Genomic DNA, 22688 nt, shown 5'->3' on the forward strand with positions numbered 1-22688 from the left:
CAACGTCAACCACCTAAGTGGTAACTACATCTGCAACGACCTCTTCAGACATTGCAGTGACGTTCGCTGAGTTCTCGCCTGCTTCCGCAGCATTTTCTGCTAATTCACCAGAGTTACGCGGATCGTTAGGTGCACGACCACCGCGACGGCGACGGGAACGACGGGCAGAGCGGTCGTTGCCTTCGGTTACGGTAGATGCTTCCTCACGAGAGGTTTTAACCTCTGCTTTCTGAGACTTTTCCCCGGTTGTTTTTTCCTCTGCGGCCTCTTCTTTAGCAGCAGGGGCAACGTCGGCTTCTTTGGCTTCGGTTTTTACTTCAGCCTCGGCAGTTTCTGCTTTTGTTTCAGTCTCAGTGGAGTCAGCGTTAGTCTGCACACTGGCTTCTGCTGCTTCAGCATCCGCCGCTGGTTTTACGGTTTCCACTTCAGTGTCAGCTGGTTTGCTGTTTTCCGGCTGATTATCTGCTGCATTGCTGTTGTCAGCATCAGCGGCTTTTTTCTCTGCTGGATCGCGCTCGCGACGACGGCGTGAGCGGCGACGTCCACGACCGGATTTTTCGCCGTTTTCATCTGCGCCTTTGTCTGTGCCGGAATTATCTTCCGTTGCAGCACTGTCGGCTTTCGCGTCAGCTGCTTCAGAGTTCACTTCAGCCTGAGCTTCCGCTTTTTCTTCCTTCGCAGGCTTATCGTTCTGCGGCGCTTTTACTTCATTGGCGTCTGCACTGATTTCAGCAGTTTCACCAGTTTCCTGGGTGCTGTTTTGCTCGTCAGCTTTCGCTTCTGTTTTCGCGTCTGTGCGTTCGCTGCGGTCACGACGACTGCGGCGGGAGCGACGGCCATTGCTGCGGCTGCTCTTTTCGGTGGCGTTGTTTTCGCCAGCAGCGCTTTCCTGCTTACTTTCAACGGCATCGTTGCTGACAGCTTTGACCTGTTGTTCAGCGGCCTTCTCAGTGCTGGCTTCCGCTGCTGTGGCTTCAACAACTGCTGCTTCCTGAGTATCCTCGCGATCACGATTACGTGGTTTGCGGGCAGGGCGGCCATTGCTGCGATCGCGGCGAGGAGCGCGTGGAGAATCCGATTCCGCGCTCTGGGCGTTGCTGCTGTTGGCGTTGTCGCTGTCATTACGATCAGCGCTTACTTTCTGCTGCTGATCGTCGTTATTGCCGTTGTTACGGTTTTTACGTCCGCGTCCGTTACGGCCATTGCTGCTGCGTCCCTCACCGTTTTTGTCGTCGCGGTTGCGTTCATTGCGGTTGCGCTCATTACGGCTGCTGCGGCTGTTACCGTTGTCATTTTTGCTGTCAGCGTTCTTGTCATTAGAGCGCTCACTGCGGTCGGCGTTACGGTCAGTATTGCGGTTCTGGCTGCGTTCACCACGCTCAGAATTTTTCTGGCCGTTTCTCTGGCCACGCTGGTTGTTGCGGCGTGAACCGGATTCTTTGCGGGTTTCGGCCGGCTTTTCTACAGGTTCTTCTGGTTTTTCGCCACCATCGAACAGTGCGCCCAGAGCTGAACTTACTTTAGCCCAGAAGCCTGGAGCAGGCGCTGGCTCTGCAGCTTTAACCGCGGATGGTGCCGGGGCTGGCGTAGCGTGAATCGCCTTTACCGCGGCCTGTTGCTGCGGTGTTGGCGCTTCTTTTACGGTCAGATCGACGCCGAATTCAACTTCGTCTTCATCCAGGCGGTGTTCATAGCTGATTTCACCGATCAGGCTGTCATCCGGGCGCAGACGTAATACTTCAAAGTGTGGGGTGTCCATTGCCGGATTTGGCAGGACCATCACTTTTACGTTATGACGGCTTTCGATGGCAGCGATCAGGGTGCGCTTTTCGTTCAGCAGGAAAGTGCCTACAGGAACAGGCACGATAGCACGCACCTGTCCGGTGTTTTCTTTGGCGGCTTCTTCTTCGATCAGACGCAGGATGGACAGGCCGGTGGACTGAATATCACGGATCACGCCTGTACCGTTACAGCGTGGGCATACGTGGCCGCTGGTTTCTTCCAGTGACGGACGCAGACGCTGACGGGACATTTCCATCAGGCCAAAGCGGGAGATGCGGCCTACCTGTACACGGGCGCGGTCAACTTCCAGAGCTTTCTTCAGACGGGTTTCGACTTCGCGCTGGTTTTTATTGGACAGCATGTCGATAAAGTCGATTACCACCAGGCCGCCCATGTCGCGCAGACGCAGCTGACGGGCGATTTCATCGGCCGCTTCGAGGTTGGTGTTCAGTGCGGTCTCTTCGATATCAGAGCCTTTCGTGGCGCGCGCTGAGTTGATGTCGATAGACACCAGAGCTTCGGTCGGATCGATCACAATGGAGCCGCCGGATGGCAGTTTCACTTCGCGCTGGAAGGCAGATTCAATCTGGCTTTCGATCTGATAGCGGTTGAACAGCGGTACGGTGTCTTCATAGCGCTTAAATTTGTTCTGATAGTAGGGCATAACCTGCTGAACAAATGACAGGGCTTCGCCGTAGGCCTGATCGGTATCAATCAGAACCTCACCAATATCCTGACGCAGATAGTCGCGGATGGCGCGGATAATAACGTTGGATTCCTGCAACAGCAGGCATGGAGCGGCACGCTCTTCTGATGCGCGCTGGATGGCGTCCCACAGCTGAACCAGGTAATCGAGGTCCCATTGCAGTTCTTCTGAGCTGCGGCCAATACCGGCGGTACGCACGATAACGCCCATTTTGTCCGGTACAGATACCCCTTTCATGGCTTCACGCAGTTCAGTGCGCTCATCGCCTTCAATACGACGGGAAATACCGCCGGCGCGAGGGTTGTTTGGCATCAGAACCAGATAACGGCCAGCCATACTTACCTGAGTGGTCAGGGCAGCGCCTTTGTTACCGCGTTCTTCCTTATCGACCTGAACGATAACTTCCTGGCCTTCCTTCAGAACTTCTTTGATGCTGATACGGCCAGGGCCTGGATCTTTTACAAAGTATTCGCGGGAGATTTCTTTTAAAGGCAGGAAACCATGACGTTCGGCGCCAAAGTCAACAAAGGCGGCTTCAAGGCTGGGTTCAATGCGGGTGATTTTACCCTTGTAGATGTTGGACTTTTTCTGTTCACGGGAGCCGGATTCAATATCCAGGTCGTACAGTTTCTGTCCGTCCACCAGTGCAACGCGCAGCTCTTCAGACTGGGTCGCGTTAATAAGCATTCTTTTCATGCTGTGTTTTTGCTCGTTTGTGGCAACGTCACAGCTGGCAATGCCGGATTACCGGCCATTACCAAAATATTTATGGGTGCTTTGCATCAGTTGCCGCCGCAAATCCGCATGCGGCCTGTCTCGCAGTGGTGCCTCTCGTTTGTCGTGCACCAACACTGTCCATAATTTGATAATGCGAGATTGCCAGCAGATCTTCGCTGCGTGGTTTATCTCACCGGATGCCTGATGTGTTTGATTCGATCAGCGCATCCCTTTGTTCCTCAGGAAGAGTTTTAACAGTTCGTCTTCTTCCTTATACTCTGCCGCTTAACGGCAAACAGGCCTTGCCTGTGGGCTTTCCGGGAGGCTATATATGTCGCTTATGGATTGCCTGCTCCGGGGCCGCTGGCGAATATAGCAATAATGTTATCGTCCGGCAAATGCTGCAATCATCCTTATTAAAGGGCGCAGGCAACATTTTTCCTTATTATGTCTGAATACGATATCGACCCGGGCAAAGTTTCCCAGATACAGATAGATGCGGATCACCATGATCAACGCGTTGATAACTTTCTTATCACCTTATTGAAAGGTGCCCCTAAAACCCTGATTTACCGCATTATCCGCAAGGGTGAAGTACGGGTGAATAAGAAGCGGGTTAAGGCTGATAGTCGCCTGAAAAGCGGTGACATCGTGCGTGTACCACCGGTACGGCTGGCAGAAAAAGACGAGGTGCCGGATGTGTCACCGCGTCTCCGCAGCATCCTCGAAGGGGCGGTGCTCTATGAAGATGAAGGCCTGTTGGCCATCAATAAACCCCATGGCCTTGCGGTTCATGGCGGCAGTGGCGTGAATCTGGGCATGATTGAAGCTCTGCGTAAGATTCGACCGGATCATAAGTTTCTGGAACTGGTGCACCGCCTGGATCGTGACACCTCCGGGGTTATTCTGGTTGCCAAAAAGCGTGCGGTGCTGACTGCGCTGCAGCGTATGCTGGCCAATAAGAGCGGCATATCGAAGCGTTATCTGGCGCTCGTGCATGGACAGTGGCCTGCCAGCATCCGTGATGTGAAAGAGCCTCTGTTGCGCGTTGAGCGTCAGTCTGGAGAGCGTATTGTGGTGGTGAATGCCGAAGGTAAACCGTCACATACACGGACTAAGCTGCTTGCCAGTGGCCCCCATTATTCTTTGCTGGAAGCTGAACCGGTTACCGGGCGAACCCATCAGATCCGTGTTCATTGTCTGTTTCACGGGCATGTTATTGCCGGCGATGAGAAGTATTCAGACAAGGCAGAAAAAGATATCGACCACAGGCAGGGTGTGCGCAGGCTGTTTCTGCATGCCTGGCATCTTGCCTTCCGTCATCCGGCAAGTGGCGAGCAGATTGAGCTGACCGCACTGCCGGATACTGAATTCACCGACATGCTGGATAAGGCAGGTTGTCATGTCACATTCTGAAGCGCCGCTGCGCGAGCACAAATATCGTCTGGTTATTTTTGATTGGGATGGCACTCTGGTGGATTCAACCCGCCGTATTGTCGATAGCATGCAAAGGGCCGGGCGCAAAGTAGGGCTGGCGCCGGTGCCCGATGAGGCAATTCAGGACATCATTGGTCTTGGGTTGCCAGAAGCACTAAAAACCGTCTGGCCAGATATTACCGATGAGCAGTTGCCGCTGATGCGCGATACCTATGCCAGTTACTTCGTTTCTGACAGTCAGGTTGGTATGGGTTTCTATGAGGGAGCCCGGGAAATGCTGGGTGCCTTGCTGGCGCAGGGTTATCTGCTGGCGGTAGCGACAGGTAAGAGCCGCAAAGGGCTTAACCGTATGCTGCGTGATCTGGAAGTTGGTCATCTGTTTGAGGCGACCCGCTGTGCGGATGAGACCCGTTCAAAGCCAGATCCTATGATGCTGCATGAGCTGCTGTCGGCACTCAGTGTTGCGCCAGGTGAAGCGGTTATGGTCGGCGATACCACGTATGATCTGGAAATGGCGCAGCGGACCGGCATTGACTCCATTGGTATGGGGCATGGTGCCCACGATGAGGCAAGGCTTCTGGCGTGCGGGCCGCAGACTATCTGTCACAGTATTAACGAACTGAAAAACTGGATAATGATCAATGGATAATATGGATAACCAACGACCAACAGCTGAATCAGGCCGTCCGCAGGAGGACAGCAAAGAGTGGAAGCTGATTGAGAAAATGCTTACCGGGCTGCAGAGCGAACAGAAGCGCAGTCGTCGCTGGGGTATCTTCTTTAAGTCGCTGACCTTTGTGTATCTGTTTGCTCTGTTATGGCTGATCCGTTTGCCGGGTGAGGATGCTCAGTTATCGCGCCCTGACAGCTATGCTGCCGTTATTGAGGTGAATGGCGTTATCGCTGCAGACGAAGAAGCCAGTGCAGACCGCATTGTCAGTTCGCTGCGGGATGCGTTTGATGATGAGTCGGCTGTCGGTGTGATTCTGCGTATTAACAGTCCGGGCGGCAGCCCTGTGCAGTCTGGTTATGTGTACGACGAAATTAAACGCCTGAAAGAAATACGTCCGGACTTCCCTGTGTATGCCGTGATTATGGATCTCGGCGCTTCCGGTGCTTATTACATCGCGGCGGCCGCAGACGAAATTTATGCGGATAAAGCCAGTCTGGTGGGTTCGATTGGTGTGGTCGGCTCCGGCTTTGGTTTTACCGGTATTATGGAAAAACTCGGTGTGGAGCGTCGTCAGTATACGGCAGGTGCGCATAAGGGCTTTCTTGACCCGTTCCAGCCAGAAAACCCGGATGAAAAAGCTTTCTGGGAAGGTGTGCTGAAAGTGACGCACAATCAGTTTATTGATCAGGTTAAGAAAGGGCGGGGTGATCGCCTGAAACTTGATACGCCGGATCTGTTCTCTGGCCTGGTGTGGTCAGGTGAGCAGGCGCTGGATATCGGCCTGATTGACGGTCTGGCTTCGAGCAGTCAGGTGGCGCGCGAGAAGCTTGGTACCGACGAGCTGGTCAGCTTTACTCACCAGCCGAAACCATGGGAAGACCTGATTTCACGCCTTGGTGCGAGTTTCGGGCGTGGTATTGCGACCTTTATGAGTGAGCAAACCATCTCTTTGCGTTAAATAATTTTGACACTAAGGCCCGTCATACCTATTATGTCGCGCACTATGGCAGAGGCTCAGCTACCCAAGCGCATCGATGCTGTTAGTTTTGTTGAAAATAATCAACAACTTACAGGTCAAATCGATAGCAAAAAGTTACTCCGGTTCAGTGAGGCAGTCGAAGATTGCAACGCTCCGGTCAGCTACATTCTTGATTTTCATCGCGATCAGGAAGGTAATCGGGTAATCACTGGAAGCTGTAATACCATGGTTGTTATGACCTGCCAGCGTTGTCTGGGGCATGTTGAAGTGCCGGTGGTCAGCTCCTTTGAGCTGGGACTGGTGTTCAATGATGATCAGGCGAAGCAGCTGTCGCGACAGCTGGAACCGGCAGAAGTAGACGAGCATGGGATGCTGGAACTCTGGGAAGTACTGGAAGATGAAGCGCTGCTGGCGTTACCATCTTTCCCGGTACATGAGCAGGGTGAATGCGAATTACGGCAGCCAGAGCCGGCGCCGGAAACAACAGATTCAGACGAAAAGCGGCCTAACCCGTTCGACGTGTTAGCGCAGCTCAAACAGAAATAGCGAACAATTCAGGAGCCTGACAATGGCGGTTCAGCAAAACAAAGTGACTCGTTCCAAGCGTGGCATGCGTCGTTCTCACGATGCACTGGACACAGGTGCAATTGCACTGTCTACCGATTCTACTACTGGTGAAACTCACCGTCGTCACCACGTGACTCCAGACGGTTTCTACCGTGGTAAAAAAGTCGTGGAGACTGGCAACGACTGATATGTTTACCTACGCGGTAGATATAATGGGCGGGGACTTAGGTCCCCGCGTTGCGTTAAAGGCCTGCAAAAGGTTTCTGCGATTCCGGCGCGACGTCAATCTGATTGTCACCACCACCGCCGAATTCGAAGCGGACGTCCGTTCTGCTTTCTCTTCCCGTAAAAACAGCGTGCGCATTCTGGTGTGCAACAACGCCATTTCCATGGCCGACAAGCCTGCCCAGATGCTGCGCAGTGGTTTGACCAGTACCATGGCGGCAGCACTCTCTGAAGTTGCTGAAGGACGTGCTCAGGGAATGGTTTCTGCTGGTAATACCGGTGCCTTGCTGGTGCTTGGTCGTCATATTCTCGGCATGATTCCCGGTATCGATCGTCCGGCTCTGGCAACACTGCTGCCAACCCGGCGCGAACCTCTGCTGATGCTGGATCTCGGTGCCAATCTTTCGGCCAGTCCGGAACAGCTGGTGCAGTTTGCTGCGCTGGGTGTTGGCTGGCATGAATCCCAGCATGAAACGCCGGCGAGGCTTGGTCTGCTCAATGTAGGGCGGGAGTCCGCCAAAGGTACCGATGCCGTGCGCTGCGCTGCAGGCTATCTCGAGACAGCAATGCCGGATCGTTATCAGGGCTTCTATGAAGGTGACGATATCTACAAGGGCGAGATTGATGTTCTGGTTACCGATGGCTTCGCCGGTAATATTACCCTGAAGGCATCAGAGGGGCTGTCTGAATGGCTGCAGGAGCTGATTTACAAAGAATTTCGCCAGCACTGGTTTATGCGCTGGTTTGCCTGGTTGTGGTTGCCAGCAGTGCGCAATATCGAAAAACGCATTTCACCAGCCCGGCATGGTGGGGCATTGTTGCTTGGACTTAAGGGAATCGTCGTCAAAACACACGGTAAATCTGATGCCAGGGCTTTCCGCTATGCGCTGAAGTATCTGCATCGTACCAGCGCCAGCTTTGATCTGGAGCGACTTGCCGGGTGTGTGGCGAAAACACAGCAGTCGGTCGGGCTCTGTATTGATGAATGAATTTAAGTTAATAATCTTGTGCATTCCTGACCATTTATTGTAACAATTCACCTCAATACTATGTGTCCGGCTTTTCGTTGCCGGGCTTTGGGTACTGCAGGTCCGGTGAATTTGACTGGCAGGTCCGGCAGTTGTGAATTTTTCACCGAACACACAGTATTGCCAAACAGCTCGCAACACGAAACCTGCACAATACAGAGTATCTGAATGACAGACGTAATCGCTTTTTTCCCGGGTCAGGGCGCACAGCATACTGGCATGCTCTCTGATCTGGCCGCTGAATTTCCCGTGGTTGAAGAGACGTTCCGTGAGGCCTCTGAAGCCATCAATCAGGACCTTTGGGCGCTGTCCCAAAACGGTCCTGCCGAAGATCTGAATCTTACCTACAACACTCAGCCAGCACTGCTGACTGCCAGTGTTGCTATCTGGCGTATCCTCAAAGAAAAATGCCCGGCAATGAATGTCGTTGCTGGTGCTGGTCACTCGCTGGGTGAATATTCCGCTCTGGTCGCTGCCGGTGCACTGGATTTCAGTGATGCCGTCCGTCTGGTTAAAAAGCGTGGCCAGCTGATGGACGCTGCCGTTCCTGCAGGTCAGGGTGGTATGGCGGCTGTTCTGGGTCTGAGCGAAGAGCAGATTGCCGACGTTTGTGCCGGTGCAGCTGACGCAGGTGTGGTTGAACCTGCGAATTTTAATGCCCCAGGTCAGATTGTAATTGCCGGCAGTATGCCAGCGGTTGAAAAGGCCATTGAACTGGCAAAAGAAGCTGGCGCCAAGCGTGCATTGCCTCTGGCAGTTTCTGGCCCGTTCCACTCCAGCCTGATGAAGGCTGCGGCAGAAGAATTTGGTGAAGCCCTGAAAGCGGTTGCCTTCCGTGCACCGGAATTCAAGGTATTCCATAACGTCGATAATCAGCCGGCAACACTGGAAGAAATCCCGGCCCGCCTGCTGGCGCAGCTGTACAGCCCGGTTAACTGGACCGGTGCGGTAGAAGCCGTGCGCAGCGCCGCTGATCTGGCGGTAGAGTTTGGCCCAGGCAAAGTCCTGGCTGGCCTGAACAAACGTATTGATAAAACACTGTCGACCCTGAGCACAGGTGACAGTCGTGGTGTTGCTGCGGCAGCCGAAGAAATCCAAGGATCCTGATATGTCTGATAAAGCAATTGCACTGGTAACCGGTGCTTCCCGTGGTATTGGCCGTGCTGTGGCTGAACGCCTGGCAAACGATGGCTTCCGCGTGATCGGTACGGCGACCAGCGAAAATGGCGCAGCGTCTATTCGTGAAGCATTGCAGGCCATTGATGCAGATAATGACGCTGTGGTCCTGAATATTGCTGACGCTGAGCAGACCAATGAAGCCCTGAAAAGCTTTCTGACAGATTTCGGTACACCAGCAGTTATCGTCAATAACGCCGGTATTACCCGTGATAACCTGTTCCTGCGCATGTCTGATGACGAGTGGGGTGATGTGATCAACACCAACTTAAGTGGTGTGTTCCGCGTCTGTAAGATCATGGTAAAACCTATGATCAAGCAGAAGGCTGGTACCATTATCAACATCAGCTCTATCATTGGCACCACAGGTAATGCTGGTCAGACTAACTATGGCGCGGCAAAAGCTGGCCTGGAAGGTTTCACCCGTTCCCTTGCACAGGAAATCGCCAGCCGTAACATTACGGTGAACTGTGTAGCACCAGGATTTATTCAAACAGATATGACGGACATCTTGCCTGAAGCGCAAAAAGAAGCCATTCTAGCGACCATTCCGGTCAAGCGCTTGGGCCAGGTTGAAGAGATCGCCGGAACCGTTGCCTTCCTGGCAAGTTCTGACGCTAAATACATCACAGGCCAGACCATTCATGTGAATGGCGGCATGAACATGGGTTGATGCCTCCGGCAGCATCCCACAACCACGAAACGGTAGGAAGAAACCATGAGCAACATCGAAGAACGCGTTAAAAAAATCGTCTGTGAACAACTGGGTGTTAAGGAAGAAGACGTTAAAGCTTCCTCTTCTTTCGTAGACGATCTGGGCGCGGACTCCCTGGACACTGTAGAGCTGGTTATGGCTCTGGAAGAAGAATTCGAAACTGAAATTCCTGATGAAGATGCTGAGAAGCTGACCACTGTTCAGGAAGCTATCGACTACATCATCGCCAACCTCTGATTGGTGTGATGGCAGAAAGCCGCGTCCATGGACGCGGCTTTTTTTTGTATCTGAATGGTCATTTTCTGAGCAGAATCAAACATTATGAACAAGCGTAGAGTTGTTATTACCGGATTAGGTACGGTTAATCCGCTTGCGACTGATACGGCCGCGACCTGGGCAGCGGTCCAGGCAGGTAAGAGCGGGATCAGCCGGGTTGAGCATTTCGATGCTGAATCCTATTCCACGCAGATTGCCGGTACCGTTAAGAATTTTGATGTCACCAGCGTGATGACTGATAAGGACGCCCGAAAGGTTGATCCTTTTATTCAATACGCCATGGTCGCTGCTGAGCAGGCCATTGAAGATTCCGGTATTAAAGGTAACGCGGACCCTGACCGGGTCGGCGTTGCAGTGGGTTCTGGTATTGGTGGTCTGACGACCATTGAGGCCAACCACAAACAATTACTCAACAGCGGTCCACGCCGTGTTTCTCCGTTCCTGGTACCTGGCGCCGTGATTAATATGGCCTCCGGTAACCTGGCAATCCGTCACGGCTTCCGTGGCCCGAACATCGCAATCGTTACCGCCTGTACCTCGGGCACCCACAACATTGGCTACGCAGCCCGTACTATTGCTTACGGCGATGCCGATGTGATGATTGCCGGTGGTACAGAGAAGGGTTCCAGTGAGCTGGGTATGGCAGGTTTTGCTGCAGCCCGTGCCATGAGCACCCGTAACGACGAGCCGGAAAAAGCCAGTCGCCCGTGGGATAAAGACCGTGATGGTTTTGTGCTGGGTGATGGTGCGGCGATTCTGGTGCTGGAAGGTCTGGATCACGCCCTGGCCCGTGGCGCTAAAATCTATGCGGAGATCACCGGCCTGGGTATGAGCGATGATGCACATCACATCACCAGTCCGCCAGAGAATGGAGAAGGTGCGCGTAAAGCGATGGAGAATGCGCTCCGTGATGCCGGTCTGGTACCGTCTGATATCAACTACATCAACGCTCATGGCACATCCACACCTGCTGGCGATATTGCCGAGACCAATGCGGTTAAAGATCTGTTTGGCGAACACGCCAACAGTCTGCTGATTTCGTCCACTAAGTCGATGACAGGTCATTTACTGGGCGCTTCCGGCGCTCTGGAAGCACTGCTGACTGTGATGGCTATCCGTGACGGAATCGCACCACCAACCATTAACCTGGATAACCCGGGCGAAGGTTGTGATCTCGACTACGTTGCCCATACGGCACGCAAAGCGGACATCCGCGCAGCCATTTCCAACTCGTTCGGGTTTGGCGGCACCAACGGTTCGCTGTTGTTTGTCCGCTACGATGGCTGATGCGCTTTTCAGTCTGAGTGATAACGGTCACTGGTTTGCCAGTGATTCGTTATCCGCTGTTGATCGCGGCCTGCAGTATGGCGATGGCTTGTTTGAAACCCTGCGTCGCGCCAGCGATGGTTCTGTCCCACTCAAAGCATTTCATCTGCAGCGGTTGCAGCGGGGCTTTAAGGCCCTTGGCTTTGATGCTTCGTTAGTTTCACGTCTCGATCGTGCGCTCGACAGCCTGCCAGCAGGTTTCAGTGCCGCCAAACTGGTTGTTACCCGGGGCGATTCCGCCCGCGGGTATCTGCCGCCGCAAAACCCCCAGTACCATATTCAGTGTCAGTGTTTTTCGGCACCGGCCTTTGCCTGTGAGCGTTTGCCGCAGGGACTCACAACCGATATCAGTGACATATCGCTGGCACAGCAGCCGTTACTTGCCGGTTTTAAACATCTCAACCGGCTGGAGCAGGTGCTGATTCGTCAGGGTTTTCCTGAGGGGTGCGATGAGGTGGTTGTGACCGACACCAGCGGACATGTCATCGAAGGTTGTATGAGTAACGTGTTCCTGCTCTCGCAAGATGGCTGGATTACGCCGTCATTGCACAATTGCGGCGTAAACGGCGTAGTGCGGCGCTGGCTTCTTCAGCAGGGCAAAGTGGCTGAAGCCGACGAAATCAGCCTGCAGCAGCTGTTCAGTGCCCGTGCTGTATTTATGAGTAACACATTAAACGGCATTGCGGTGGTTCAATCCGTCGGCCGACATCAGTATCATCAGCACCCTGAGGTTGCAGAATTGCAGCAAGAATTTCAGGAGCTGTTTGCGTGAAAAAACTTCTCAGGCTCGGAGCGGGTCTGATCTTTCTGGTTGCAGTATTGGCAATAGCGGTATGGTTTGTACCGGCCAATAATCAGGACCCTGTACGGGTTACCATTCATCAGGGCGATACTCTCAGCGGATTGTCACGCCAGTGGCAGGCGGATGGCTGGCTGCCGTCATCACTGCTGTTGCGCGTGCAGTCACGCCTGCTGGGTATGGATCATGCTCTGCGCACCGGTGAATACGATGTGCCGCCGGGGCTCAATGGCATGGAGCTGCTGCAGTTTCTTGCCAGTGCACAACCGGTAACCTACCGACTTTCCCTGATCGAAGGACTGACTCTCAGTGAAGCATTGCCGGCGATTGCTCAGGCGCCTCAGTTACAGCAGGATATTGAACCGCTGAACCCGGCGGCTGTCGCCAGCTTGCTCGGCATTGAAGGTAATCCGGAAGGCTGGCTCTACCCGGATACCTATGTCTATCGCAGCGGAGATAAGGCCTCGACCATAGTGCGCCAGGCGTATGAGCGTATGCAGCGCCAATTGCAGGCTGCCTGGGCCGGGCGCAGTGAAGGCCTCCCGTATGACAAACCATACGATGCGTTGATCATGGCCTCCATCGTTGAGAAAGAGACAGGTGTGGTATCCGAGCGCCCCATCATTGCCGGTGTATTTGTTCGTCGGCTCAATATGAATATGCGTCTGGAGACGGACCCGACGGTTATTTACGGTCTTGGTCCTGAATTCGATGGCAACCTGCGTAAGCGGCATCTGCAGGACAGAACGAACCCCTACAATACCTATCGGCAGAAAGGTCTGCCGCCAACGCCGATTGCTTTGGCCGGACGCGCGGCGCTGGATGCGGCACTGAATCCTTCCGACGGCGATCAGCTCTTCTTTGTTGCCCGCGGTGACGGTTCGCACTATTTTTCTGCCACTCTGGAAGAACATAATAAAGCTGTACGCAAATATCAGATTTTCCGCCGTAAAGAAGACTACCGCTCGGCACCACCAGCGGAATCTTCCGGCGACGACAGTGAACCGAAACAACAGGAAAGCAGCCAATGAGCCGTGGGCTATTTATTACATTTGAAGGCGGTGAAGGGGTTGGTAAATCAACCAATATCGCTTTCTGTGCCGACTGGCTGCAGCAGCAGGGCTGTGATGTGGTGGTTACCCGGGAGCCGGGTGGCACACTGATCGCTGAAAAGATCCGTGAAGATCTGCTCAAGGCACACCACGACGAACCTATGGATGATATGGCTGAGCTGTTACTGGTGTTCGCTGCCCGTGCGCAACATATCAGTCAGCTTATCCGCCCGGCGCTTGAGCGGGGTGCCTGGGTGCTGTGTGACCGGTTTACGGATTCAACCATTGCCTATCAGGGCTTTGCCCGCCAGCAGCCTCTGGATCGCATCCTGCTGCTGAAAGATCTGGTACAGGCCGATATCGAACCCGACTGTACGTTTTTGCTGGAAGCGCCGTTAGAGCTTGGCATGGCGCGCGCCCGAGGCCGTGCGCAAAGCACAGGTACGGCCATTGATCGTTTTGAAACCGAGCAGCTGGCGTTCTTTGAACGCGTAAAAGAAGGCTTTGAATGGGTAGCTGAGCAGTATCCGCGCGTCAGTCGCATCGATGCATCGCTAAGCCTGGCGGACGTGCAGCGTCAGCTTGAGCAGCATCTGCAGCGTCTGCATGAGGGTAGCTGATGGCGATCTTACCCTGGCAGGATAAAATCTGGGCGGATATCACGCATCGGCACAGCACCTCAGGTCTGCCGCACGCCATGCTGTTTGCCGGGCTGGAAGGCATAGGTAAGCATGAGCTGGCGCTGCATACGGCCAAATGGCTGCTGTGTCGCTCACCCGGCAGTAGCAGTGCCTGCGGTCAGTGTCACAGCTGCCAGTTATGGGATGCCGGCAGTCATCCGGATTTTCTCAGCTGTACACCGGAGGATGGCAGTCGCCAGATCCGTATTGAGGCCATTCGTCGGGTAAACGACTTTCTCGCTCAGACACCTCAGATAAGTCAGTGTCAGGTGGTCAGTCTGCACCCGGTTGAAGTCATGAACACCAATGCCGCCAATGCGTTGCTGAAAACCCTCGAAGAACCCGCCGGGGAAAGCTTTCTGCTGCTGGAGACGGAGCGCTTTGGCTCCGTGCTGCCGACCATTCGCAGTCGCTGTCAGCGCATTGTACTGAATCCTCCGTCTGCGCCTGAATCTCTGAGCTGGCTGCAACAGCAGGGCGTCAGTGAAGATCAGGCGCTGATTGCTCTTAAGGCCAATCATGGAGCACCGCTGAAAGCGCGGCAATGGCTGACGTCCGAGCAGGGCGAGCAGGAACAGAAGCGCATGGAACAGCTGCAACAGTGGACCTCCGGTGTTGCGCCCTTATCTCTGGTGGCTGAAGCCTGGGCAAAGCAGGAACTGGGCGATGTGGTTGGCTGGCTCTACAGTTTATTGGCCGATTGTGTGAAGGCTGCCATGGGGATTCATGATGCAGATCTTATTTTTGGCGATCGGGCACGCACTCTGATGGCTGGCGCTATGCCGTCCATGACAAAGCTGATAACCTTGCAGGACAAGGTCAAAACAATACTGTCGCGCATACTGTCTGGTGCCAGCAGTTACAATAAACAGCTGGTGATCGAATCGCTGTTACTGGAATGGCGCGACACGATAAATCCGCAGGCCTGAGACCTGACGGAGCAGAAGAGGAAATTGCATGTCGGGTATGGGTTCACGCAGTGGCATTCTGTCACTGACCATCAAAGATAAATCGGTGCTGTACGCTGCCTATATGCCGTTTATTAAAGACGGCGGTCTGTTTATTCCGACCAATAAACACTACCAGCTGGGTGACGAAGTTTTTATGCTGCTCAAGCTGATGGATGAGCCAGAAAAAATTCCGGTGGCAGGTAAAGTTGTCTGGATCACGCCGAAAGGGGCGCAGGGCAATAAAGTATCCGGTGTCGGTGTGCAGTTTACCGGTGAAGATAATATGGCGCGGGATAAAATTGAGACATTTCTTGCTGGTGCGTTAAAGTCCGATCGTGTAACGCACACTATGTAATCAGCCCGCTCAGCGAATAAATCAAACGCAACAGAATGCCAGAAGTTTGCTGAAAAATAATTAAACAAAAAGAGCGCCGCGTTATGTAACCCGGCGCTCTTTTTTATGTGTTAATTTAAATTCTTTCAGGTACCCAGTCAGGCATGACTGAGCTGGGCCGAACACAACACGCAGCCTGATTTCAGATCATCTCCAGAATAAATTCCAGCGCATCAACGGCATCGTTCATCACATCTTCAGTGGTATGGAAGTGTGGCGAAAAACGGATGCCGCCGCCACGATTGGCGCAGATAATGCCGTTTTCCATCAGTAGTTTGTACAGTTTGGCACTGTCTTTTCCGGGGAAATTAAACGTCAGAATACCCGACGGACGCTGCTGAATCAGGGGGTTAATAAAGCTGGCGCCTTGTCCCTCCAGTAATTCCCGCAGATACAGTACATTGGTTACCGCACGGGTAGCCACTTCGGTAATATCAACTTTCAGCAGCAGGTCGGTGCTGGCTTTCAGGGCGCAGGCCGCGAGCATATTGGGGCTGCCACATTCGAAGCGCCGGGCGTCTGTGGCTGGTCGCCACTCCCGGGCGTCGTAATTGCCCATGTCCTCAACCATATGCCAGCCGAATTCCACCAGGCCCAACTGGTCCATGACCTCCGGGCGCACGTAAAAGAAGCCCAGACCTTCAGGCCCAAGCATCCATTTATGGCCGTCTGCCATGGCGAAGTCGGCCTGAACAGCCTGCACGGAAAAGGGCAGAACCCCGACCGCCTGAATGGCATCAACACAGAACAGCACACCGTTTTCCCGGCAGGCCGCGCCTATGCTCAGCAGATCCAGAGTCAGGCCGGTGGCATATTGAATCGCACTGACAGAAACCAGCTTCGGCTTCTGCGCAATGGCTCTGAGCAGTTCGCGCTCAGGTGCGTCCCAGGGCAGGCTGACACTGACGACCTCAACCCCCAAAGCCGCAAGGGATTCCCACACAATGCGGTTTGACGGAAACTCCTGATCGGAGATAACCACGACATCACCGGGCTTCCAGTCGATACCGGCGGCAACAAAAGACAGCGCTTCTGAGGTGTTTTTAACCAACGCGACGCTGCCCTGCGGAGCATCAATCAGCTGGCACAGGTTGTCCTTCAGCGACTGTTCGGTTTGCGTCCATTGCGGGTAGTTGGTCGCGCCATAAGCGGTGTTCTCCATGGCAAATTCGGATACCGCCACACGGGCACTTTCCGGCCATGGCGCCACCGCTGCATGGTTCAGATAGAGCACTTCGTCATTGACCGGAAATTCTTCCTGCCACCAGGGACTGGTATCGTTTGTCATGGTTCCTCCTGCAACAGACTGATGAAGAGCTTTGTTTGCATGAACAAAGCTTCTGAGAGCATAAAACTGCTGTTACCATACCTGAGATACGTATTCAGGATAAGCAGAGAAATTATGGCCTCCAGCGTTACAACTTCCGCCGCAGAATCCCCCAGCACCTGTACTGCCTTCCGTTATGTTGGCAATACCCGGGTCGAGTCACTCAACGTTGATATTCAGGAATATGAACACATCGCCACCGGCGCGGTGCATTACCACCTGAACACTGACTATGACGAAAAGGCCTTTATGGTTGCCGTGCGCACCATGCCGCACGATTCCACCGGGGTCGCTCATATCCTTGAACACACGGCATTGTGTGGTTCTGAAAAATATCCGGTGCGCGATCCGTTCTTCATGATGACGCGCCGCTCACTGAACACCTTTATGAACGCCATGACCAGCTCAGACTGGACGGCGTATCCGTTCGCATCGCAGAACGATAAAGACTTCAACAACCTGCTCGATGTTTATCTGGATGCGGTGTTCTTTTCGCGCCTGCATGAGCTGGATTTCGCCCAGGAAGGTCACCGCATTGAATTCAGTGAAGAAGGCAATGTCGACTCACCACTGGAGTACAAAGGTGTTGTTTTCAATGAAATGAAAGGCGCCATGTCGTCTGCTGTCAGTCAGCTGTGGCAGGGCATCAGCAGCTACCTGTTCCCGACGACCACATACCACTACAACAGTGGCGGTGATCCGGCGGCAATTACCGACCTGAGCTACGAGCAGCTGCTGAGTTTTTACAAAACTCATTACCACCCAAGCAACGCCATCTTTATGACCTTCGGCGCGCTGGATATCAGTGAACTGCACAATAAACTCGAAACTCAGGCACTCAGCCGTTTCGAGCGTCAGCATAAACAGTGGCGCGTTGAGCCTGAGAAGCGCTATACCGCACCAATGGCAGTTGAACAGGCCTATGGTCTCGACAGTGAAGATCTGTCTGCTGCGACCCATCACGTTATGGGCTGGCTGCTGGGTGAATCTACCGACCTCGACGCCCAGCTGGAAGCCCATCTGATGAGTCAGGTGCTGCTGGACAACAGTGCGTCGCCGCTGCGCCGGGCGCTGGAACAGAGCGATCTCGGCAGTTCGCCATCGCCTTTGTGTGGCCTGGAAGATTCCAACCGTGAAATGAGCTTCATGTGTGGCATCGAAGGCAGTGAGCCGGAACATGCCGCAGCGGTTGAACAGCTGATTCTGGATACCCTTGAAAGCGTCGTCCGTGACGGCGTCGATCAGGCGATGATTGATGCGTCACTGCATCAGCTGGAACTGCACCAGCGTGAAATCGGTGGTGACCATTATCCGTACGGTCTGCAACTGATCTTTAATTCACTGCCGGCGGCAACGCATTACGGTGATCCGGCAGCCTTGCTGAATCTGGATCCGGCGCTGGAGCGTCTGCGTGAAAAGGCCGGCAGCGGCACCTTTATGCAGGACACAGTTCAGCGTCTGCTGCTGAACAACCGTCACCGCGTGCGCTACACCCTGAAGCCAGACGACGGCATCAATGAAGAAGCCAAACGACTGGAAGAAGCCAGTCTTGAAACTATCCGCCAGAGCCTCAGCGATGACGATAAGCAACGCATCCTCGATCAGGCGGAAGCGCTGAAAGCCCGTCAGGCACAGGAAGACGATCCGGGTATGCTGCCGCAGGTAACTCTGGAAGACGTTAAACCGGATGTTGGCTACATGGCTCCTACTGTTGGGGCTCCTACTGTTGAGACGTCAGCAGTTAATACAGCGCAGGGCGGCGGTTCATTACCGGTCACCGAATATGTGGTGGGTACCAATGGTCTGGTCTATCAGCAGCTGATTCTGGATCTGCCAGCGCTGAATAATGAGCAGCTGAGCTGGATGCCATTCTTTACCCAATGCTGGACTGAAACCGGCGCCGGCACCAATGACTACCTGGTGCAGCAGCAGAAGCAGACCGCACTGGTTGGCAGTCTGACCAGTTATGCCAGCATTAAGGGCAGCGTTGCCGACGCCAACGATCTGCAGGGCTATCTGGTGATGAGTGGCAAAGCGCTGGCAGCAAAATCTGCTGATTTCAGTGCGCTGATGAAAGAAACATGGGAAGCCGCACGGTTTGACGAGGAAAATCGTCTGCTGGATCTGCTGAAGCAGGCTAAATCCCGTCGTGAGCAGGGCATTACCGGCGGTGGCCATAGCCTGGCCATGACACTGGCGGCTGCACCGCTCAATGCGTCGGCGAACCTGGCGAATGAAATCGGCGGCCTGCCACAGATTAAGCGTATTAAAGAGCGTTTGCAGAAAGCTCAGGCAGAAGGCCCGGGCTACCTGAGTCGGGCGCTGCAGGACATTTATAATCAACTGCAAAAAGTACCGGCCGAAGCTTTGCTGGTGCATGACGAGCAGGGCGCCGCTGAGCATCGCCGCAGCCTGACTGCGCAATGGGCACAATCCTCAGCCGCCGCGAAGGCCGCTACAGAATGGCAGATGACCGATCCGGCAACTTACTGGATGGTGGATTCGCAGGTGAACTTCTGCGCCTGGGCGTTACCGACCGTGGGTGTTGAGCACGAAGACGCTGCCGCCCTGTCTGTGCTTGCCGGTGTGTTGCGTAACGGCTCTCTGCACACAGCCATCCGTGAGCGTGGCGGTGCGTACGGCGCTGGTGCCAGCCAGGATTCTGCTAACGCCTGCTTTAAGTTCTTCTCTTACCGTGACCCACGGGTAGAGGGAACCTTTGCGGACTTCGCAGCCTCCGTGGACTGGGTGCTGAACAAAGCCTCCGGTGATGACCTGGTTGAGCAGTCTGTGCTGGGTGTTATTGGCAGCATGGACCGTCCGGGCTCTCCGGCAGGCGAAGCCAAGCAATACTTCCATCAGGACCGTAGTGGCCGTAGTCGCGAAATCCGTCAGCAGTTCCGCGAACGCCTGCTCAGTACCGGCTGGCAGGATGTACGCACCGTGGCGGAAAAATACCTTAAATCCTCCTCCGGCGTTAAGGCCGTTGTTGCTCCCCGCGGAACAGAAAGTATCGCGCAGCAACTTGGTCTAAATGCAAACGATTATTAATTGATAAACCGCAGGTGAAGGGTGCATAATGCACCCTTCATCGTTAATGCGCGGTTCATTTTCTCCGCAATACACTACCGACTTCCAAACCGACAGGATTCTCCCGGTCATGAAATTCCCGTTATTACTCGCAGCTCTGATGGCAGCGGCACCCGCTTTTGCTGATGAGCTGAGCGACAGTCAGAACGCCGTTCAGCGCACGGACCGTGCAGGGCAAAAAGCCCAGGGCAAAGTGGAAATGCTCGACGATAAGGCTCAGGCAATTCAGGCGAAATATCGCCAGCTGAAAGCTGAAAAAGAGCAGCTGGCACTGTACAACCGTCAGATGGAGATCATCGTCGCCAGTCAGAATGAAGAACTGGCTTCGATGGATCGTCAGATTGCGGAAATCGAGAAGACCGAGCGTGGTGTGCTGCCGCTGATGAGCCGCATGGTGGATTCACTGGAGCAGTTTGTTGATCTCGATACGCCGTTCCTGCCACAGGAGCGTCAGGCCCGTGTTGCTCTGTTAAAAGATCTTCTTACCCGCGCCGACGTTACCGTGTCAGAAAAATTCCGCCGGGTACTGGAAGCCTATCAGGTGGAAGTAGATTACGGCCGTAATATCGAAGCCTACCGTGGCCAGGAAAATAACGTTTCCTACGATTTTCTGCGCGTAGGCCGCCTTGCTCTTTACCGCATCAGTAACGATGGCGAGCAGGCATGGTTGTGGCACAAAGGCAAAAATAACTGGGTCGCGCTGGACAGTGGTTATATGCGCGATTTACGTCAGGCGTTAAAAGTAGCTCAGCAGACTGCTGCACCTGAATTGATGATTCTGCCTATGGCGACACCGGCCTCACTGAAAGAAACGTCGGGAGATGCGTCATGAAAAAGCTGATTTTAACGTCTGTAATAACGCTCACTGCTTTATTCAATCCGCTGACATCACAGGCTGAAGGCGCTGCAAATCTGCAGGATCTGCTGAAACAGGTTGGTCAGTACGAAACTCAGGAAAGCGCTGCTGACCGTGAACGTGAAAAACGTTTCGGCAGATCACTACGCGAACAGAAAGCGCTGCTCGGTGAAATGCGTGACGAACTGAAACGCGAACAGGAAAAAGCCGCACGTCTGAAAAGCGCATTCGATAACAACGAACAGGCGCTGACCGATAAAGAAGAAGAGCTGCGCCTGCGGGTGGGTAATTTAGGTGAAATGTTCGGTGTGGTCCGCCAGGTCGCCACCGACCTCGATACCACATTGCAGGATAGTCTGACGTTCACTGAAAAGTCCGAACGCGCAGCAGATCTGCATAAACTGGGTGAAGCCAAAGAGCTGCCAACCATCGCTGAACTGGAAAAACTCTGGTACACGCTGCAGGAAGAAATGACCATCAATGGTGATATCCGCAGCTATCAGGCCGACGTGATCGCGCAAAACGGTGAAACCGTTTCTGAGCCGGTAACCCGTCTTGGTGTATTCAACGCCATTAACGAAAAAGGCTATCTGGTTTTTGATCCTGAGCTGAAATCACTGCGTGAATTGGGTGGGCAACCTGCACAGGCCGGCTATATCGCCGACTATCTGAACAGCAACAGCGATGTTGCGCCAGTGGCCATCGATCCATCCCGTGGTGCATTACTGAATATGTCACTGGAAAGCCCTGGGCTGATGGAACGTATTCAGCAGGGTGCTCTGGTGGGTTACATCATTATCACCATCGGCGTTGTTGGTTTGCTGCTGGCTGCATGGCGTCTGATCGTTCTGTTCGGCATTTCCGCAAAAGTGAAAAAACAGCAGCAGTCTGCGGATGCTCCGTCAGAAGATAATCCATTGGGCCGGGTATTAAACACCTATCGCAGCCTGCCGACACCGCTCGATGTCGATGCGCTGGAAGCGAAAATGGATGAAGCGGTATTGCGTGAATTACCGGCACTGGAACGCGGACAGACCATTATCAAACTGTTTGCTGCCATTGCGCCTCTGTTAGGTCTGCTCGGTACTGTGACCGGCATGATCGCGACCTTTCAGGCGATCACCAATTTCGGCACCGGCGATCCTAAATTGATGGCGGCGGGTATTTCTCAGGCGCTGATTACTACTGTGCTTGGTCTGATTGCTGCTATTCCATTATTGCTGGCACACAACTGGGTCGCATCGCGCAGCAAAGCACTGATTCATATTCTCGATGAACAGTCCGCAGGCCTGATGGCCGAAGCGCTGGAAAAACAGGCGAAGGGCAACTGATATGCAGTGGTTGCTGGACTTTATGGCTCAGGGCGGACCGGTTCTTTACTGGCTGCTCGTCCTGTGTGTCCTGCTGTGGAGTCTGATACTGGATCGTCTGTGGTTCTTTTATCGTGAGTTGCCAAAAAGCAATCAGCAGCTGGCTGACCAATGGCAGGAACGCAGTCACCCGTATAACTGGTATTCGCGCAAAATCCGCGACGCCATCCTGAGCCGGCAGAAACAGGAAGCGGAGCGTTATCTGTCTCTGATCGGCATCCTGATCGCCGTGTGTCCACTTATGGGACTGCTCGGAACCGTGACCGGCATGGTGCACGTATTCGATGTACTGGCGATCACAGGCACGGGGAATGCGCGGGCAATGGCCAATGGTATTTCCCAGGCAACGATCCCGACTATGGCAGGGCTGGTTGTGGCTCTGACCGGAATTTATTTCCGTACGCGTTTTAAGCGTCTGGCACAGCGGGGCGTGCATCGCCTGGCTGAATTATTACCGACCGATTAACGGAATTATTTTATGGCACGTCGTCATACCGACAACGAAGCAGATGGCAACGATATCGATATCACTCCAATGCTGGATATCGTGTTTATCATGCTGA

The 22688-nt window shown here is 53.9% G+C and carries 22 protein-coding genes; 20 read left to right on the forward strand and 2 right to left on the reverse strand.

Going from position 1 to position 22688, the window contains the following annotated elements:
- Positions 1–13: 13 nt before the first annotated feature.
- The gene (gene rne / locus B2Z72_RS07300; RefSeq protein WP_297004446.1) at positions 14–3184 is read right to left on the reverse strand and encodes a ribonuclease E; all 3171 of its coding nucleotides are present in this window, start codon (positions 3182–3184) and stop codon (positions 14–16) included.
- A gap of 227 nt (positions 3185–3411) precedes the next feature.
- Between rne and B2Z72_RS07305 the strand changes: the two genes are divergently transcribed.
- The 16 genes from B2Z72_RS07305 (at position 3412) to B2Z72_RS07380 (ending at position 15443) form a co-directional block, all read left to right on the forward strand.
- The gene (locus B2Z72_RS07305) at positions 3412–3660 is read left to right on the forward strand and encodes a hypothetical protein (protein ID WP_296983475.1); all 249 of its coding nucleotides are present in this window, start codon (positions 3412–3414) and stop codon (positions 3658–3660) included.
- Positions 3653–4621 (forward strand): RluA family pseudouridine synthase, encoded by a 969-nt coding sequence (locus B2Z72_RS07310; protein WP_296983476.1) that lies wholly within the window; start codon positions 3653–3655, stop codon positions 4619–4621. The genes B2Z72_RS07305 and B2Z72_RS07310 overlap by 8 nt, the downstream gene beginning before the upstream one ends.
- Positions 4608–5291 (forward strand): HAD family hydrolase, encoded by a 684-nt coding sequence (locus tag B2Z72_RS07315; RefSeq protein WP_296983478.1) that lies wholly within the window; start codon positions 4608–4610, stop codon positions 5289–5291. The genes B2Z72_RS07310 and B2Z72_RS07315 overlap by 14 nt, the downstream gene beginning before the upstream one ends.
- Before the next feature lies 1 nt (position 5292).
- Entirely contained in the window at positions 5293–6273 is a 981-nt protein-coding gene (locus B2Z72_RS07320; RefSeq protein WP_296983484.1) for a S49 family peptidase, read from the forward strand.
- Positions 6274–6318: 45 nt separating this feature from the next.
- Positions 6319–6840, forward strand: a complete 522-nt coding sequence (locus B2Z72_RS07325; RefSeq protein ID WP_296983485.1) for a YceD family protein — start codon at positions 6319–6321, stop codon at positions 6838–6840.
- A gap of 22 nt (positions 6841–6862) precedes the next feature.
- Positions 6863–7048 carry a 50S ribosomal protein L32 gene (rpmF, locus tag B2Z72_RS07330; RefSeq protein WP_296983479.1) on the forward strand — a complete coding sequence of 62 codons (186 nt, stop codon included), beginning with the start codon at positions 6863–6865 and terminating at the stop codon, positions 7046–7048.
- 1 nt (position 7049) lies between these two features.
- Positions 7050–8075, forward strand: a complete 1026-nt coding sequence (gene plsX, locus B2Z72_RS07335; protein WP_296983481.1) for a phosphate acyltransferase PlsX — start codon at positions 7050–7052, stop codon at positions 8073–8075.
- Between the two features lie 207 nt (positions 8076–8282).
- A complete protein-coding gene (gene fabD / locus B2Z72_RS07340; protein WP_296983482.1) occupies positions 8283–9221 on the forward strand; it encodes an ACP S-malonyltransferase in 939 nt (312 codons plus the stop codon).
- 1 nt (position 9222) lies between these two features.
- Positions 9223–9963, forward strand: a complete 741-nt coding sequence (gene fabG, locus B2Z72_RS07345; protein WP_297004450.1) for a 3-oxoacyl-ACP reductase FabG — start codon at positions 9223–9225, stop codon at positions 9961–9963.
- A gap of 45 nt (positions 9964–10008) precedes the next feature.
- Positions 10009–10242 (forward strand): acyl carrier protein, encoded by a 234-nt coding sequence (acpP, locus tag B2Z72_RS07350; protein WP_145468776.1) that lies wholly within the window; start codon positions 10009–10011, stop codon positions 10240–10242.
- Positions 10243–10326: 84 nt separating this feature from the next.
- Entirely contained in the window at positions 10327–11568 is a 1242-nt protein-coding gene (fabF, locus tag B2Z72_RS07355; RefSeq protein ID WP_297004458.1) for a beta-ketoacyl-ACP synthase II, read from the forward strand.
- Complete coding sequence (gene pabC, locus B2Z72_RS07360) at positions 11549–12379, forward strand: aminodeoxychorismate lyase (RefSeq protein WP_296986289.1); 831 nt, start codon at positions 11549–11551, stop codon at positions 12377–12379. The genes fabF and pabC overlap by 20 nt, the downstream gene beginning before the upstream one ends.
- Positions 12376–13437 (forward strand): endolytic transglycosylase MltG, encoded by a 1062-nt coding sequence (gene mltG / locus B2Z72_RS07365; RefSeq protein ID WP_297004461.1) that lies wholly within the window; start codon positions 12376–12378, stop codon positions 13435–13437. Before pabC ends, mltG begins: the two co-directional genes overlap by 4 nt.
- Entirely contained in the window at positions 13434–14078 is a 645-nt protein-coding gene (gene tmk, locus B2Z72_RS07370; RefSeq protein WP_296986285.1) for a dTMP kinase, read from the forward strand. Before mltG ends, tmk begins: the two co-directional genes overlap by 4 nt.
- Positions 14078–15067 carry a DNA polymerase III subunit delta' gene (holB, locus tag B2Z72_RS07375; protein WP_296986282.1) on the forward strand — a complete coding sequence of 330 codons (990 nt, stop codon included), beginning with the start codon at positions 14078–14080 and terminating at the stop codon, positions 15065–15067. Before tmk ends, holB begins: the two co-directional genes overlap by 1 nt.
- A 28-nt stretch (positions 15068–15095) precedes the next feature.
- Positions 15096–15443 carry a PilZ domain-containing protein gene (locus B2Z72_RS07380; RefSeq protein ID WP_296986281.1) on the forward strand — a complete coding sequence of 116 codons (348 nt, stop codon included), beginning with the start codon at positions 15096–15098 and terminating at the stop codon, positions 15441–15443.
- A 181-nt stretch (positions 15444–15624) separates the two neighbouring features.
- Here B2Z72_RS07380 and B2Z72_RS07385 read toward each other — a convergent pair whose 3' ends face one another.
- Entirely contained in the window at positions 15625–16770 is a 1146-nt protein-coding gene (locus B2Z72_RS07385) for an aminotransferase class V-fold PLP-dependent enzyme (protein ID WP_296986279.1), read from the reverse strand.
- A 114-nt stretch (positions 16771–16884) separates the two neighbouring features.
- Here B2Z72_RS07385 and B2Z72_RS07390 point away from each other — a divergent pair, with 114 nt between their 5' ends.
- From B2Z72_RS07390 to B2Z72_RS07405, 4 genes are all read left to right on the forward strand, one after another.
- A complete protein-coding gene (locus tag B2Z72_RS07390) occupies positions 16885–19860 on the forward strand; it encodes an insulinase family protein (protein ID WP_296986277.1) in 2976 nt (991 codons plus the stop codon).
- Positions 19861–19969: 109 nt separating this feature from the next.
- Positions 19970–20731, forward strand: coding sequence for a DUF3450 domain-containing protein (locus tag B2Z72_RS07395; RefSeq protein ID WP_297004463.1), 762 nt, complete (start codon positions 19970–19972; stop codon positions 20729–20731).
- A complete protein-coding gene (locus B2Z72_RS07400) occupies positions 20728–22086 on the forward strand; it encodes a MotA/TolQ/ExbB proton channel family protein (protein WP_296982703.1) in 1359 nt (452 codons plus the stop codon). Before B2Z72_RS07395 ends, B2Z72_RS07400 begins: the two co-directional genes overlap by 4 nt.
- Before the next feature lies 1 nt (position 22087).
- Positions 22088–22591 carry a MotA/TolQ/ExbB proton channel family protein gene (locus B2Z72_RS07405; RefSeq protein ID WP_296982702.1) on the forward strand — a complete coding sequence of 168 codons (504 nt, stop codon included), beginning with the start codon at positions 22088–22090 and terminating at the stop codon, positions 22589–22591.
- Positions 22592–22688: the final 97 nt, after the last annotated feature.

Origin of the sequence: Thalassolituus sp. UBA6592, assembly GCF_002433655.1 — a bacterium.
GTDB lineage: Bacteria > Pseudomonadota > Gammaproteobacteria > Pseudomonadales > Oceanobacteraceae > Venatoribacter.